A 14,011-nucleotide genomic window follows, 5' to 3' on the forward strand; every position below is an offset into this window, starting at 1 on the left:
AGTTGAAGATTAGCGGCGGAGTACTCGATCTGATTCCACTCCGCCGCTAATCCGGATGCTCGGCTAAAAGCTTAGGCGTCCGCCAAGTTGAATGATGCGTGAGTAGTTGATCTGAGAGGTGATCTGGCCAAAGGTGGTATTGGCGATCACTGTTTGCGTCGCAGTGTTCACGGGCAGCACGGTTATAGGAGCAGCAAACTCAGGTGTATTGAAGGCGTTGAGGGCCTCTGCGCGGAACTGGAATTTGGTTCCACCGCTGATCAGGAAGCTCTTATTGATGGAGATGTCCGAATCGTTGTACCCCGGACCGTAGACGGGAAGCGTGCGAGGAGCATTGCCATAGGTGTAAGCAGGCGCCACTGAGAAGGCTGCCGTATTGAAATAGGTTTGCGTCCCATTCTGTTGAGGTCCAAGCCTATGTTGTGGACGACCGATACGAGCTATCGGGACGCCTGGAACAAGATTCGGGCGCTGCACACTGCCACCGACTCCGGTGGTACCGAACTGCGCCGAACTATTCAGATCGGTCTGTGTGATGGTAAGCGGACCTCCGTTCTCGATGATGGTTTCGTCATTGATCTGCCACCCTCCGACCAACGCATTTACCCAGCGATTATTGCTGCTTAGCAGGCTCTTACCGCGCCCGAATGGTAGATCGTAGGTGATGACGATCGTCGCGCGATTCGGAACATCGTCTGCTGCACGCGCATACTCAGCCTTCGGGTTGGTGTTGTCCTGTGGCCCGCTCGTCGCGTTTAGGTTGTCACTCGTCGCCGGTGCAGAGACTGAAGAGTAAATGTTGTCCCAGTTCGACGACCAGGTATACGTTCCGAGGATGGTTAGTCCATTGCGAAAGGCACGCTGGATCTTCACGTCGAAGGCGTTGTAGCGCGAATACCCATTGCTTTCGGAAAGCGTTACGGAGGTGAACTGAGGGAATGGTAGGAGCAGCTGGGCAGCTGGCAGGGTCTTCTGTGCGACCGTCCCAGTGGCAGGGTACCCGCCGACCTGGGTAGCGTAGTAAGGATTGGGCACAGCCGTAGCAAGTGAAGAGCCTGTCGCTATAGACAGAACACTGTTGGGTAGCTGATTGATGTTGACAGTGTTTTCGAAGTTGCGCGTATGCGCTCCTACATATCCGAGCTTCAGTGCGAGGTGCCACGGCAGCTCACGCTGAATGTCCAGCGAGAACTGCTGAACGAGCGGGTACCGCCGGTTGCGATCGATTGCCGTGATCGCCCCGCCCACGCCTGTCAAATAGCCGAGTGAGTTTCCACTTGGCGTAAGTAAGCCAGAGGGGAATGGGCTTGCGAGGAAGGCGGCGTTTCCGAGGCTTGCAGCTGGTACGGCGGCGGTGAGGTTCGAGGTGTTATAGGTGGTGGTCTGACTATAGCCGGGCGAATAGTTGGTGAGAGCCACTGGTGCGTAGAACAGTCCAAATCCGCCGCGGAGTACGGTCTTCTGGTCGATGGAGTAGGCGGCTCCAATGCGCGGTGAGTACTTCACCGCTCCGTAGTCGCAGCAGTGGGTTGGATAGCCATTGGTTCCTGCAAACTCAACGCCGCCATGCAGCGTAGGTCCTGTTGTAGCCAAGGGGTTCGCCGCCAAGGGGTCGAAACCTACAATATTGCGGTTGTTTGTCTCGCTCTGACCAGGCTCGACTTCGAACCTCAGGCCGAGGTTTAGGGTAAGGGCCGGTGTCAATCGAAGATCATCTTGCGCATAGAAAGCGTTATAGTTGGCCAGTTGTAGAGTGTATGGAGCGTTGATCGTGGCCGTAGCGCTAGAGACGCCTCCGATCAACAGATCAGCGATTGAATTACCCGTGGTCGTTGTGGCTGCAGAGCCGTTCTGCGAAGTGTATTCGCCGTTGAAGCTGTAGCTTCCGTTCCCGCCGGAGAAGCTCTGCGTATACAGGCGCAAACCTCGGTATACGTAGCCCACCTTCACGTTGTTTCTGCCGATCGTCTTTGAAATAACTACGACGAAATTCCGCGAATAATTGATAGTAGGACCGCTGTTCGCGCTGCCGAGACTTGCAACGCCACTCGGTGAGATTGTTGGAAACGTCGCAGATTGCAACTGGCTCACGAACCCTGCAGAGAAGCCTGCACCTCCAAAGCCGGTGGTCTGGTTGAAGCCGTTGCTATATTGCGGCGAGGTACTGTAGTAGCGGTTGAAGCCGTATGCGATGTTCAGCACCGTCGTGGGAGTCAGCAGGATCGTGTTGTTTACCGCCGTGGCATCGTTGTAGCGAGTCAGCACGCCGATGCCCTCCGCCTTTACATGCAGAACACTGCCGCTCGGCTCCTGCGTGGCTAGATGCACATAGGAAGCAGAGGCAGACCAGCGGTCAGTAAAGTGGTGATCCACCTTGCCACTGTACATGTCCGAACGAGTTTTCAGCGAATCCTGAGGTAATACTCGGTTCCCTGTCAGATACGCTTGCGATGCGGTCAAGGCCACGTTCGGTAGCGGATAGGAGTTTGCAATAAATTGGCCGATTGTATTGAGAGGTACATCGCTGCCAGGGATGTAGTTCGGTGTTGGAATGCCGTTTTTCAAGCCGGTGATGACTGCGGTTCGCTTGCCGTTGGTCAGCGGCTGCGTTGGATCATAAAGTGTTGGCTCTAGCGGACCTGGGTTGCCGGCTACGGTGAAATCACCTAGCCTCTCAGCTGCTGACGGTACGTAAACAGCTGTACTACTTGACGCATACGGTTGCTGCTGACGGTAGCCATCCTCCGTGATCCAGAAGAAGTACTTACCGCGAAGCAAAGGCAGTTTATCGAGTCCAGGAATTTTATCCAGCGGCAGCGGACCGCCAATCGCTCCCGTCCACAGAAATGTGGCCTGCCCAGGACGCGGAGCGTGTTGCAGGTTGCTGTAGAAACTATTCGCGCTCCATGATGTCTGCCTGGTCTCGCCATACAGAACACCATGCAATCGCTCACTGCCCGACTTCAACGTTGCGTTGTAGAGTCCACCGCCGACTCTGCCCGCTTCGGCATCGTATGTATTTGCTTGCACCTTGACCTCGGAAACAGCCTCCAGCGAAGGTATGAAAGTGACAATGCCTGCGGATGTCGATGTGGGTATGCCGTCCACCACGTAGCCGTTCGTGCCGATCGGGGCTCCGGCGATGGATACCGACGAGGTCATATTCTGGTCCTCAGCTCGAGCTTGCTGCGGATTTCCTGTTGGGATCACGTTGGCATCCAACTTGTCCATGATGAATGGATTGCGTCCGAGATTTGGCAGGTCCTGTAGTTTGCGTTCGTCGAAGAGTTGCCCATTTGTTGCACTGGCACGATTAATCAGCTCTTCGGTTGCCACATTGACGTCAACCGTCTCGCTAGGAGAGCCAATCGAGAGCTTCAGGTCTACCGTCGTCGTAACGCCAAGTTCCACCAGGATACCTTTGGCTTCACCGGTCTTGAATCCAGTCTGGTCGACGGTCACGCTGTAGACACCTGGGTCTACAGCACCGAAGAAATAGACGCCTGAGCCATTCGTCGAAACTTTTCGGCTCTCGTGTGTGCGTGCTGAGGTTAGCGTTACCTCAGCGCCTGTCACAGCCGCGTTCTGAACGTCTGTTACGAGCCCGCGAACACTGCCGTAGTTGGTTTGTGCTTGGAGGCTTGCGTCCCCGAGCAAAAAGAGAACAGTTAGCAAGACACCTGGAAAAATCGCTGAGAGGACGCGTATTCCTGTAGTTCGCTGAAGCTTCAACATGAACATTCTCCCGCAGCTCGTAGAGCTGAACTAGACGCCTTGAAGGCGAAAGGGTGACTTCGACACGAGAGATTGCGCAACCACTCGTGCCCAATGGATTAGGGGATAAAGATTGGAAATGTAAGGATTTCGCTGGCTTGAAAGCTCAGCTTGACCGATGCACTCTGAAGCCCAGGTGCATCGGTCCTTAGCTGCCTGCAGGCGCGGACAAAACTAACAGCGTCGACAAAGCAGCGCGCATGAGGGATCGCTCGTCGGGGAGGCGGCGTCCACTGCGGATAAGGTGATGCTTCTACGTCTGAGCATAATCATGTTTCTTCGATCTCATACTGATACGCGCGTGGCTTTTGCAGTTAGTCAGGAATCGACGTCACAGCAGGCTTATCCTTGCTCGGCGGAGGAGGAAGAGGAATGAGTTTTTCATAACCACGCTGCCCGTCGGCACCGATCACGCCAGGCCCCGGCCCAAGATGAGGAGCATCTACGTTGTCTTCCGAGCAGGAGTACTCATGCACCTGATCGCCAGGTTTTCCGCGTAGCCATGTGCGTTGATAGTGAATCGGCTCGGTATAGAACTTCGAATCGTTGACAACCATCTCAAGGTGCACGTGACCTGCATCGGGTCGAGTCCAGCGCTCGACGACGTGCTGCTGGTCACTATGGGGATCGGCGTTCTCGTCAGCCCAGGTCCGCTCACCCTTGAAGCCGATCGAGTCGATCACGAAAGTGTCACCGTCCCACGAGCCGACCTCTTCTCCGAAGAAGGATGGATCGGGGTCTTCTGAATGCTTGCGGCCATCGAATGGAACCAGGCGATAGGTCGTATAGGCATAGAGAAAGGCAGCATGATCCTGCCCCTGCAGAAGCTGGAAGCCCAGGCCGCTTGCATTGTGACGAGGTAGGCCACCTACGATGCAAAGCGCTTCGGGGTCGACCGTATGCTCCACGTTGTATTTGTGAGCAGCCTCTCCTGCCGGCGTGAACGGAAGCTTGTATCCTGGTAGGTCTTTGCCGATATTGCCAATGGGCTTATCCTTTGCTGCTCGCGACGTTGTCCAGTAGCCCGATAGATCAGGGTGATTCCCAAGACGTGGCCCAGGCCCTTTAGGCAAATCTGCCTCGGTGCGAGCGCGCTTACCACCTCCACGTTCTTCCTGAGATTCACCTTTTGCCTGTTGAGCTTTGATCGTGCTCGTTGAGAGTATCCCGATTGACAGGCCTGCAACAACTGCGCAGGCCTGGATGAGCTTTTTGCTTTGCAAGACGTTCTCCTTTGGAAGGCCGGTATAACGGTCACACCAACCGCGCACGCACACCGGCGCTGTACCGCGCTGAATGATGAAGTTCAATTCTGGATTTGGGGTAAAAGAGATTCACGAGATAGCTCAGACGTGAAACTGACCTGAACGCGCATTCTCTCTTGGACTCAACTCTTTCGAGGGGTCAACAAGCGCACAGAGATTGCTTGAACTGTTTGTGCATCTCAAAACCTTATATGCTCGGTCTTATTCCGTCAAGGATCTCACAATATTTTGACTGTTGAGGGGGCTAGGCTATCTTTAGTTGAACTTCGGGAAGATGCCCGGCGCTGGCGTACCGTGACCAGCGCACTGACTGCGTGCGGATTGCAGCCTGTCGTCAGAAAGGTTATTGACCCTCCTCCGCAGCGTCGATAAACTATGGCTATGTTCGCGAGTTGCAAGCTTACGGGTTGTTGTTCCTCACAGTAATTACTGTCGAGTTGAGCAGGATCGCCCAATATTCTTCTCGCTTCTAATTTGAGCACTTTAGTCGTTTCCCGTTTCTAATTGCGGTCCCATTCGTCGACGATTCTTGTGCGATTGCTCTACAGACTTGCTGTTTCACAGCTTTTAGCAGAGGCCATCTGCGCTAGACAGCTATGTCAAGAAATGAGAATAAGGACAATGTATGCTTGAAGAAATAAGCGGTTCCGGCCCATCCGAGCTTCGAGCGGGGGAAGCTCAGACGCCTCCCGCCGTATTGCTCGAGAACCTTACGAAGCGGTATCGGCAGGATACGACCTGGTCGACTGTACTTTTGAATGTGAGCCTGAGCGTCCCACAAGGTACGATTCAAGGTGTGATTGGCTTCAGCGGCGCGGGTAAAACCACTTTGCTCAGATGCATCAGCCGCCTTGAGCTTCCCGATGAAGGGAAAGTGCTGATCGATGGAACTGACCTGGCGAGAATGAACGGTACGCAGCTTCGGTCTGCTCGACAGAGATTGGGCGTTGTATTCCAGCAGCTTCATCTGTTCCGTTCGCGAACCGTGGCGCAAAATATCGCTCTTCCCTTGGAACTGGCTGGGGCAAGAAAAAAGGACATTGACGAAAGAGTATTGGAGCTGCTCGCATGGTTTGGCCTGGAGGCAAAGGCGGACAGCTATCCATCGCAGCTTTCCGGAGGGCAACAACAGCGAGTCGCTATCGCTCGCGCTTTAGCAACGAAACCAGCCGTTCTTCTGAGCGATGAGCCAACATCTGCGCTTGACCCGGAAACAACCGCGTCCGTGCTCGCACTCCTGCGGCGAGTCCGCGATGAGCTTGGGGTAACGATTCTGCTCATTACCCATGAACTGATCGCAGTCCGTGCCATCTGCGATCGAGTCGCGGTGCTCGACCAAGGTGTCATCGTAGAGGAGGGTTCGGTAGAGCAGGTGCTGTTGCGGCCTGCGCACAAAACAACGCAGCGTCTGCTGGGACGCAACCTTGGTCTTGAACATCTGGCTGAATACCTAGGTGGAATGACCAAGAACCCTGCCTCTATTTTCCTTGAAGTGCAGTTTGTCGGCGAGAGCGCTACAAGGCAGGTGCTTTCAACCTTGGTTCGCACCTTCGAGATCACCGTGAATATTCTGCGGGCGGATATCGGAGAGCTGAATCGATCGGCTTATGGGTTCCTCGTCGTGGAGCTCGGTGGGACAACCGAAACCCTTGAGCAAAGCATTGGCTTCCTTGAAGCGCATGGTGCGATCGTGACACACATCGATCCATGGTCTGAAGCTGAAACAGAAGGGAGCCCGGCATGAGAGAGTTGTTGCAACTTCTCTGGGAGCCGACCTTACAGACGCTTGCGATGGTGGCCGTGTCTGTGTTGATCAGTGGAGTGGGCGGAGGTGTTCTAGGCGTTCTGCTCGTAGTTACTGAGCGAGGCGGCCTGTTACCAGTGGTCGGGCTAAACAGATTTTTGAATATACTGACGAACATCGGCCGCAGTATCCCTTTCATTATTCTGATGGTCGCCATCATCCCGTTCACGCGTTCGGTTGTAGGGACATCGATCGGGACAACTGCGGCGATGGTGCCGTTGGTCGTCGGAGCTATTCCCTACGTTGGGCGATTGGTGGAAGGTGCGCTTCGTGAAGTAAACCGTGGGGTAATTGAGTCGATCCTCACCATGGGAGCCACACCTTTCCAAGTCATACGGAAGGCCTACCTGCCGGAGGCTATTCCAGGTCTGATTCGAGCCCTGACCGTGGTCACGATTACGCTTGTCAGTTATTCTGCAATGGCCGGTACCGTTGGTGGTGGAGGGCTAGGGGATCTTGCTATCCGCTATGGATATCAGGGGTTTCGCCTCGATATCATGATCGCCACTGTCGTTGTGCTGATCGTGATGATCCAGGGGATTCAGTTTTTGGGGGATTGGCTCGCAAGTCACTTCGAACGCACCGAAAGAAGTAGCGCATTTAAGACATTGCCGCGCCCAGCCTGGTTGAAGATATCTCCTCGATACGTTCATGTCGTGCGCTGGGGGACTCTCGGTATCCTGCTGATTGCGATCTTTGCAACGGGCGTTCACATCCGATCAGGGGCAATCCACAAACCGTTGCGCGTCGGCGTGAACCCGATACCGCATGGAGAGATTCTTCAACAGGTGATGCCCATCCTGGAAAAGGAAGGCGTCCATGTCCAGATCATCTATTTCAGCGATTACATCCAGCCGAATCTGGCGTTAGCTGCAGGAGACATCGATGCGAATCTGTTTCAACATGTCCCTTTTATGGATCGGTTCAATCGAGACCACAAGACTGACATCATCGCGATCGCCAAAATCCACATCGAGCCGCTTGGGCTCTACCCGGGACGCACCAAAATCCTCAGTGCTTTGCGAGATGGTGCTATCATCGCCATTCCAAATGATCCGGTGAATTCGGGCCGAGGGCTGCTTCTTCTGCAATCCGCTGGGTTGATTCAACTGCGCACCGGAACGAACACTAACACGACACTCGAGGACATCTCTCAAAATCCAAAGCATCTAAAGATCAGCGAACTGGAAGCGGCGCAGTTGCCTCGTTCTCTTCGCGATGTCGACGCAGCCGTCATCAACACGAATTACGCGCTGGTGGCGAAGTTGAACCCTCTGAAAGACGCGATCTATCTAGAGAACTCTGCGTCCCCCTATGCCAATGTTTTGTCCACGGTACCGAGTAAAGCAAATGACCCACGGGTGAGCGCGTTGGTGAAGGCCCTGCAGAGCTCAACGGCGCGCAGGTTCATCGAACAAAAGTATCAGGGGGCTGTCCTTCCGGCGTTCTGAGCGCACCGGGCCGGACAGAAGACTGGCTTGCGCTCATCACGATTACATCGAGGGAAGGCAGCTTCTGGTTTGAATAACACCCTTGACAAGCCATAGCGGCAATAGTAGCTTCTGATTCATGCGATTCATTCCCAGCCCGTATTGTTGTTCGTCATGCGTCTCCGCTGGCGTACGGGAATATCGTGCTCAAACCTGCAGTATGTAATCGCACAGATTCATATACAGATTGACATGCCCGCCCAGTGAGCTTTCCTGGTGCGGGATTTCTTTTTAAGTCGCTCCCAAATCTCATCGCATTTGTAATTCCTGCCTGAAAATATCCGTGCCTGCAAATGCAGAACGGAGTTCGAGGGCACCATATTCCTTCGCGATCCATCGCCAGCTATGTCACGCAGATATATGCCGGTCAGTAGCTTCCGTCTATCGCGCCGACAAGAGCGTCGACAACTTTTATGCACTAGAAAGGGAATCAGCCGATGAGAATTTTAAATCGAAGCACTGGTCTTGCCTTCGTCCTTGCAACTTTCGGTTCGTCCGCAATGGTTGCGCAATTCAATACTGCTGCATTGCCCATAGATGGACGCTGGGACGCCAGTCTTACTAACAATGGGCCTGCTGTTCCGTTCAGACTCGATATCGCAGGATCGGGCCCTACTCTCAAGGGCACCTTCTACGACGGGTCCAAACCCTATGAAGAGACGACATCCGCGTCCTATCGAGATGGCGTGCTTGTGTTGAAGTCCGAACACTATCTCACGACGATCACTGCTACGTTGAAGAACGGTGCATTCACTGGAGACGTTGCGCTACGCGGGCCGGGATATCGTCTCAACTATGGTTTTGAGGCGACGCGCCACGTGGATGTGTCAGAGAAATCTGTAAATGTCCCCTCCATCGCGGGAACCTGGGAGCTGCCGCTTGACTCTCCGAGTGCGAAGGGTGAGAAGTCCTTCCATCTTGTGGTGCGGCAAAACGGCGCGGATGCCGAGGCTTCGATTCTGCGCATTGACGGCGATAACGGTGCTTATAGTGGCACGTATAAAGATGGCAAGTGGATACTGAGCCACTTCGACGGATCGCGCCCCGGCGTGATTGAAATAGCTGCGAGGCGGGATGGAACTCTGGAAGTCGTCCAGCATAACGAAGCTTTGAAGAAAGCTCTTGCTGGTGAGAACCCTGAGGCGAAGGCGGCGGAAGACAAGGCTCCTCAATACGGCTCGACTGAAGCCTATGCGGGCGACAAGCTGATTGCCTACCGTCCGGACGTGGCACGTGCCAAGGGCTTTCCTGAGCCGGACAACTTCGACACCCACACGACAGTCCGGAGTGCCAGTGAGAAGTTTTCATTCAACTTCCCCGATGAGAATGGCAAGCTTGTATCCAGCGATGATCCGCGATTCAAAGGGAAGGTGGTTCTTGCCATCGTTACGGGCACATGGTGCCCTAACTGCCACGATGAAGCTCGCTTTCTTGTAGAACTCGATAAAAAGTATCGCGACAAGGGTCTTGCTATTGTGGCGCTGGACTTTGAAGAGCCCGAAGAGCAGGACAAGCTTGCCCGCGAACGAGCTTTTATCAAGGAGTACGGCGTCAAATACACGTATTTGACTGCTGGCGCGCCTTCAGAGATGTGGGAGAAGGTCCCGCAGGCGGTCAATCTAAACACTTGGCCGGCCACGATCTTCGTCGGTCGTGACGGACTTGTGAAGGGTGTTCATTCCGGATTCGCTTCGCAGGCTAGCGGCGAATTCAACAGCCAGCTACAACAGGAGTTCACTGCGAAGATAGAGAAGCTACTCGCAGAAAACGCTGCTGCTCAGACAGCCTCTGTTGCAGAGCCGACACTAGGACAGAAGTAGTAGCCTCATTCGAGGAGTCAACAGAAAAAGAAGCTCGGTGCGGGCAATGCACCGGGCTTCTCTTCTTGAGGGAACACCGTAAGAGATATCTCTTATAGCGGTGCGTCAAGTGCGGCATAAAGTATGCCGACTTCCCGCAGGTAGCGCCCCTCAAATGCAGCGAGTTCGGCGCGCAGGATGGCGACTTCCTGCCGATTCCTGGCAAGTTCCTGCTCCTCCGGCGATAGATGACGGACAATTTCTGTAGGCATTGACTCGCGGTTATTCTACCGCCGAGTTGCCGGGTGGCTCCCATCTCAGCGCGGCGTCTCTGAACTGATTGTGTTCCGGCGACAGGTCTGAAGTTCTTGGAGGATACTTTACGCTCACACGGAGTGCAGCCTGCATCAGTGAATTTACACCACGCACGGCAACGACAATAGTGCCACCAAAGTGCCACCAGAACGAAAACGGCAAACGACGGGTCTTCCTCTTCTACCTTCAAACCGTTGATTTATAGGGGTATTTTGGTAGCGTTACCGGGGCTCGAACCCGGACTCTTCGCCTTGAGAGGGCGACGTGTTAACCAGTTACACCATAACGCCACAGAACGGTTGAGCAACCGCTGTAACTCTTCGAGTATAGCAAAGAGCCTTGTGTATATCAAAGACCGATGACAGCAAGACGACGCCAAACCGTTCGGCCACACGATGGCGAAGCTCGACCTACAGCCCGAGCTTCTTTACCTCGTCGTTGTAGTACTTGCGATACAGGATATCCCACTCCTGCGAGCCTTCCGGGATGATACGCTGCTGTGACGCGATCTTGCGACGCGCTGCCTGGTCGAGTTTGACCTCTTCGAGCAGCAACTTTTGCAGGGCCTTGCGGGCCTCCTGCCGAATCATGTTGCGCTCTTCGAGAAACTCCACCTCGTCGATTTCGGCAAGCGTGTCAGCCACCACGTGGGCGAGCTTGTTCACCTTGTCGTCAGAGATTCGCATCGTGTTGGACGACCGGACATCCGGAGCTCCGCGCATTACACTCATAGCACCGCCTTATACTTGCGCGCGAGTTCGTTCTTTACCTTCTTGAACATCTCTGGGTAGCTCGCGCCGGTCTTCAACATATCATCCTGGAAGGCCTCTAGAATGACGCGCACCTCTTCGTTGATGCGGTCTTCCAGTGCCAGCTCTTCGATCAAGGCGTTCGATACGCGCTCATCCACCAGCGCGGTCTTGTCGGTCTTAATCATCTTCGCAGCCACCAGATGCTTCTGGGTCTGCCGTGCAAGGTAAGCGACGTAATCCTTCGAGAAAATCATAGGCTCTCCGAGTTTAGCACCTGCCAAGGGGCTGAGAGCAAAGGGCGCGAAACTCGACGCGCAGTGCCGCATCTCCGCCCCGAATCTGCGAGAATGGGAGTCTATCTGGATAGAGGTTTTATGGCATTTGACGATCTGACAGCAGTTAAAGACGACATGATCGCGTTTATTGCGGGGCACGGTCTGCGCCGCATGAATAGCTTTGTGCCCGAAGACATCCCCACCGTCCTATTTGAGGAGGATGACGTCGACGGCTGGAAAGACTTTGTAGAGCATGCCAAGGCGGCCAACGCTCCGTTCCTCACCATGAGCGATGTGCTGCTCGAGCCCGAAGATGTCTCGACCTTGATCGCGCAGGCGCGTGACCAGCGCTTTGCCACCGATGCTCCCGAACTGGCGTCTGAGGCGCAGGCGTTGATGCAGCACGTCGGCAAGATCGGCTATCTTCAGCTTGGCTTCGCGCACGGCGGCGTGATCTTTCTGTATGAGACCGCAACCGAGTGGTATGACCAGTTCCAGGAGCTGATGGACTCCGTAGCCGACTTCGGCCACCTGCTCGTCGACGATAGCGACGAAGACTAGTCTGCCGCCGAAATGCACCCAGCATCAGTGCCCGTTGACACATGGATATTGCGACAGGAGCCAGCGGGTTCGGCCGAGACTCTTGCAAGAGAGCTTGACCTTCCTGAGGCAGTCGCGCGGCTGCTGGTCACGCGGGGATTCTCCCATGCGGATGCGGCCCGAGAGTTTCTGCATCCTTCGCTACGTCAACTGCACGATCCTCTGTTGATGCTCGGGATGCCCGCTGCCGTGGCGCGGCTGAGGTCCGCGCTAACGGTGCGTGAGCCGATCCTGATCTATGGCGACTACGACGTAGACGGTACGGTCGCGACTGTTCTGCTTAAGACCGCAATAGAACGTGCGGCCGCAGCGCTCGGCGTCACGGCTGACGTTCGCTATCACATTCCCCACCGCATCCGTGAAGGCTACGGAATGCAGGAGACGCGCATCGAAGAGGCCGCGGCCGAGGGTGTCCGGCTGGTTATCAGTGTCGACACCGGCATCCGTGCGTTCCGCGCCGCGGAGGAAGTGAGACGGGTCGGCCTCGATCTAATCGTCACCGACCACCATCTTCCGGACAACCATGCTGGAGTTCCCGACGCCATCGCCGTCGTCAACCCCAACCAGCCCGGCTGCACTTACCCCTACAAGGATCTTTGCGGGGCGGCAGTGGCCTTCAAGCTGGCGCAGGCGCTGCTGGAAAGCGTGACTCCTGAGGCTGACCGAGCCCGCCTTCGCGAGAAGACACTTCCCTCTTTCCTCAAGCTGCTTGCCGTAGCGACCATCGCTGACTCCGTGCCACTGACCGGAGAGAACCGCGCCATCGCAGCCATGGGGCTTATCGAGTTGCGGAAGCCCTCGCAGCATGGCGTGCGCGCGCTGCTGGGGCTCGCACAGATCGACACCGCGCGCCCAATCTCTGCCGGAGATGTGGGCTTTCGGCTCGCGCCACGGATTAACGCAGCTGGTCGCATGGACATCGCCTCCGATGTCGTCGAACTCTTCCTTACCAAAGATCCCGTGCTGGCCGAGACACTCGCCCAGAAGCTGCATCGCCTGAACGACGACCGCCGCGCCTCCGAGGCCGAGGCCCTGCGCGCGATAGAGGCCCAGATTGATATTCTGGCTTCTGCCAGCGAATTGCCTCCGTGCCTCGTACTCGACGATGGCGATAGAGAGAGCCAGGCATGGCATCGAGGGGTCATTGGCATCCTCGCGTCGCGCGTCGTCGACCGTACCGGCAGGCCGGCTCTGGTGATGACGCACGAAGACGGCGTCGCGTATGGCTCAGGGAGATCGATCCACGGCTTTCACCTGCTCGATGCACTCACCGTGGCGCATGGCGCGGACTCGCTGCTGACACGGTTCGGTGGACATGCGCATGCTGTCGGCTTCGCGCTTCCTTCTAACCGCGTGCCACTGCTGCGTGAACGCATGATCGCCTGCTCTGCCGCAGGCATGGCGATTATGGCAACACCGATAGAGATTGAATACGACGCAGAGATTCGACTAGGTGAGATCACCGCCGACTTCCTCGGAGGCCTGGAGCAGCTCGGCCCCTTCGGCATGGATAACCCCGAGCCTTTGTTTGTCAGCCGCGGCGTACGTCTCTGCAAGCCACCACGCGCGGTGAAGGAGCGCCATCTGCGCGTCTCAGTGGAAGATCCCGACGACGGTTCGAGCCTCGGTGGTATGGCGTGGGGACGTAGAACCAACTGGGTCGAACTTGCGCAGCTTGAAGGCTGGAAACAAGGCGACCATATGGACATCGCCTTCCGTCTGCGTGAGAATCTGCATCCGGACTTCGGCGGTTGGGAGATGGAAATTCTCGGCCTGAGACGCTCCAAGATCGCCTGAGCCGTGCCGAAGGATGCACCATCCGTGACACCTGTAAATTGTTTGCTTCGATCCACGACTCTCGCGCGTCTTATCCTTTTGACAGCAGGTTTTCTGCCTCTTCAATCGCTGCCCGCGAGCACTTGTGCGCCCTGTTGTGT

Annotated in this window: 10 protein-coding genes and 1 tRNA gene; 5 read left to right on the forward strand and 6 right to left on the reverse strand. The window is 55.6% G+C overall.

Features of this window, described 5'->3' with window-relative positions:
• Window positions 1-63: 63 nt before the first annotated feature.
• On the reverse strand, window positions 64-3,741 hold the full coding sequence (locus tag OHL14_RS04820) for a TonB-dependent receptor (RefSeq protein WP_317890393.1): 3,678 nt from the start codon (window positions 3,739-3,741) through the stop codon (window positions 64-66).
• A 347-nt stretch (window positions 3,742-4,088) separates the two neighbouring features.
• The gene (locus tag OHL14_RS04825; RefSeq protein ID WP_263378193.1) at window positions 4,089-5,084 is read right to left on the reverse strand and encodes a hypothetical protein; all 996 of its coding nucleotides are present in this window, start codon (window positions 5,082-5,084) and stop codon (window positions 4,089-4,091) included.
• A 580-nt stretch (window positions 5,085-5,664) separates the two neighbouring features.
• Between OHL14_RS04825 and OHL14_RS04830 the strand changes: the two genes are divergently transcribed.
• The 3 genes from OHL14_RS04830 (at window position 5,665) to OHL14_RS04840 (ending at window position 10,153) form a co-directional block, all read left to right on the forward strand.
• Window positions 5,665-6,783 (forward strand): methionine ABC transporter ATP-binding protein, encoded by a 1,119-nt coding sequence (locus tag OHL14_RS04830; protein WP_263378194.1) that lies wholly within the window; start codon window positions 5,665-5,667, stop codon window positions 6,781-6,783.
• A complete protein-coding gene (locus OHL14_RS04835) occupies window positions 6,780-8,294 on the forward strand; it encodes a MetQ/NlpA family ABC transporter substrate-binding protein (RefSeq protein WP_263378195.1) in 1,515 nt (504 codons plus the stop codon). The genes OHL14_RS04830 and OHL14_RS04835 overlap by 4 nt, the downstream gene beginning before the upstream one ends.
• A 566-nt stretch (window positions 8,295-8,860) precedes the next feature.
• Window positions 8,861-10,153 carry a TlpA family protein disulfide reductase gene (locus OHL14_RS04840; protein ID WP_263378196.1) on the forward strand — a complete coding sequence of 431 codons (1,293 nt, stop codon included), beginning with the start codon at window positions 8,861-8,863 and terminating at the stop codon, window positions 10,151-10,153.
• A gap of 92 nt (window positions 10,154-10,245) precedes the next feature.
• On the opposite strand, the gene OHL14_RS04845 is transcribed toward OHL14_RS04840, so the two are convergent.
• From OHL14_RS04845 to OHL14_RS04860, 4 genes are all read right to left on the reverse strand, one after another.
• Window positions 10,246-10,404 (reverse strand): hypothetical protein, encoded by a 159-nt coding sequence (locus tag OHL14_RS04845; RefSeq protein WP_263378197.1) that lies wholly within the window; start codon window positions 10,402-10,404, stop codon window positions 10,246-10,248.
• A gap of 256 nt (window positions 10,405-10,660) precedes the next feature.
• Window positions 10,661-10,737, reverse strand: a tRNA-Glu gene (locus OHL14_RS04850).
• A 120-nt stretch (window positions 10,738-10,857) separates the two neighbouring features.
• Window positions 10,858-11,133 (reverse strand): DUF507 family protein, encoded by a 276-nt coding sequence (locus tag OHL14_RS04855; protein WP_263378439.1) that lies wholly within the window; start codon window positions 11,131-11,133, stop codon window positions 10,858-10,860.
• Between the two features lie 41 nt (window positions 11,134-11,174).
• Window positions 11,175-11,453, reverse strand: coding sequence for a DUF507 family protein (locus tag OHL14_RS04860; protein WP_263378198.1), 279 nt, complete (start codon window positions 11,451-11,453; stop codon window positions 11,175-11,177).
• A 120-nt stretch (window positions 11,454-11,573) separates the two neighbouring features.
• Between OHL14_RS04860 and OHL14_RS04865 the strand changes: the two genes are divergently transcribed.
• The gene (locus OHL14_RS04865; RefSeq protein ID WP_263378199.1) at window positions 11,574-12,035 is read left to right on the forward strand and encodes a hypothetical protein; all 462 of its coding nucleotides are present in this window, start codon (window positions 11,574-11,576) and stop codon (window positions 12,033-12,035) included.
• 12 nt (window positions 12,036-12,047) lie between these two features.
• Window positions 12,048-13,871, forward strand: coding sequence for a single-stranded-DNA-specific exonuclease RecJ (gene recJ, locus OHL14_RS04870; protein ID WP_263378200.1), 1,824 nt, complete (start codon window positions 12,048-12,050; stop codon window positions 13,869-13,871).
• Window positions 13,872-14,011: the final 140 nt, after the last annotated feature.

It is taken from the genome of Granulicella paludicola, from assembly GCF_025685545.1.
Taxonomy (GTDB): Bacteria; Acidobacteriota; Terriglobia; order Terriglobales; family Acidobacteriaceae; genus Granulicella; species Granulicella paludicola.

Coding starts and splice junctions, on each gene's coding strand:
- OHL14_RS04820 (WP_317890393.1), bottom strand. CDS start 3,741: ATGTTCATGTTGAAGCTTCAGCGAACTACAGGAATACGCGTCCTCTCA.
- OHL14_RS04830 (WP_263378194.1), top strand. CDS start 5,665: ATGCTTGAAGAAATAAGCGGTTCCGGCCCATCCGAGCTTCGAGCGGGG.
- OHL14_RS04835 (WP_263378195.1), top strand. CDS start 6,780: ATGAGAGAGTTGTTGCAACTTCTCTGGGAGCCGACCTTACAGACGCTT.
- OHL14_RS04845 (WP_263378197.1), bottom strand. CDS start 10,404: ATGCCTACAGAAATTGTCCGTCATCTATCGCCGGAGGAGCAGGAACTT.
- OHL14_RS04855 (WP_263378439.1), bottom strand. CDS start 11,133: ATGCGAATCTCTGACGACAAGGTGAACAAGCTCGCCCACGTGGTGGCT.
- OHL14_RS04860 (WP_263378198.1), bottom strand. CDS start 11,453: ATGATTTTCTCGAAGGATTACGTCGCTTACCTTGCACGGCAGACCCAG.
- OHL14_RS04865 (WP_263378199.1), top strand. CDS start 11,574: ATGGCATTTGACGATCTGACAGCAGTTAAAGACGACATGATCGCGTTT.
- recJ (WP_263378200.1), top strand. CDS start 12,048: ATGCACCCAGCATCAGTGCCCGTTGACACATGGATATTGCGACAGGAG.